Annotated in this window: 2 protein-coding genes; one reads left to right on the plus strand and one right to left on the minus strand. The window is 35.9% G+C overall.

The features are described 5' to 3' along the window. The coding region (locus JMM81_RS22535; protein ID WP_256243803.1) for a hypothetical protein at window positions 1-388 on the minus strand (388 nt) is incomplete at its 3' end. Between the two features lie 172 nt (window positions 389-560). On the opposite strand from JMM81_RS22535, the gene JMM81_RS22540 reads away from it, so the two are divergent. Further along, window positions 561-1,400, plus strand: a complete 840-nt coding sequence (locus JMM81_RS22540; protein ID WP_256243804.1) for a tyrosine-type recombinase/integrase — start codon at window positions 561-563, stop codon at window positions 1,398-1,400. Window positions 1,401-1,447 lie beyond the last annotated feature (47 nt).

A 1,447-nucleotide genomic window follows, 5' to 3' on the forward strand; every position in this document is an offset into this window, starting at 1 on the left:
CTATTCCGTTATGTCTTAAATCGCTAATATCAAGGTCAACCCGTTTTCTTTGGCGTATATCTTTACACGCTTTTATAAGATAATTTTCTAAAAAAGCGAAACAAGTATAAAATAATGATGTCCTCATAATATGAGGGAATTCAATTCCATAACGATATTTTTCGCCTTGAAAGAACGAAAAGGAATTTAAACTTCGTATAAAAGAATCATCTTCGTCTTCATAGTTTTCTTCTTCGTCCTCTTCGTCTCCTTCTCGGTCTACAACCGTTTCTAAAAACCTATTATCTAAAAATTCTTCGATATCCTTTGCGTAACTTTTGAAATTATTTAACGGAATATCAATATTTACGAAATCGGAAAGAATCGGGTCGTTTATCGGAAACCTCAACAATATCACTTTCTTTCGTTTTTGTTTCCATTATATCAAAATCGCAATATACAAGACGCTATTATCGCAGCATTTCGTCAACAACTAAACTGCTCGATAGTTCAATACCTACGTTTCCTTTTCTACAATAAAGGCAATAATTCCTCCAACATAACCGAAGGAGGAGATTGTTTTGTTATTATCAAAAACCTGGGAATTATATGAATCCGATAAAAGGATTGAAGGATTCTCCCCTCAGACATTAAAAGCATATAAGCTTCAGACTATGCTACTTATCCAATACTTTAACGATGTGAATATTGAATCATTGACGACTGAACGACTGAAAGAATACTTAGCAAAATCCAGTGAACACCTTAAGCCGTCAAGTTTGGCTCATCGAATTCGATTTATTAAATCGATATTTCGTTGGTCACACGAGGAAGGGCATATATCGAAAAATCCAGCAGTGAAAATCAAAGAACCTAAACAAGGTAAACGGATTCCAAAATTTTTAACGGAGAGAGAATTAGAACATTTGAGGGAAGCGTGTATTACTCCAATGGAAAAGGCATTATTTGAATTTATGTTTTCATCAGGTTGTAGAATAGGGGAAATTGTTTCTCTTGATAAAAATTGTATTAATTGGTCAAATAGTTCCGCCATTGTGCTTGGGAAGGGTGATAAGGAAAGGGAGGTCTACTTTAATATACGGTGTGAAATATGGCTTAAGCGATACTTAGACCTTCGGCAAGATAAAGACCCTGCTATTTTCGTTACTGAACGGCAGCCACATAGAATGAGTATTGGACAAATGAGGTATGTCATAAAGCGAATATCAAGTCGGGCAGAGACCAACAAAGAAATTCATCCACACCAACTACGCCACAGCTATGCAACACACCTATTGAACAACGGAGCTCCTATTGATGTTATTCAAAGTTTACTGGGACACGAAAAAAGCGAGACCACCAGAATTTATGCCCAGCTAAGCGGAAGCGTTAGAAGAGAATTTTACAGAAAATATTTTTAAATATGGATGGTCAAAGGCAACGGATATTCCGCTGCCTTTTCATTATC

This window comes from Bacillus sp. V3B, from assembly GCF_024494465.1.
In the GTDB taxonomy this organism is placed as follows: Bacteria; Bacillota; Bacilli; order Bacillales; family Cytobacillaceae; genus Bacillus_BD.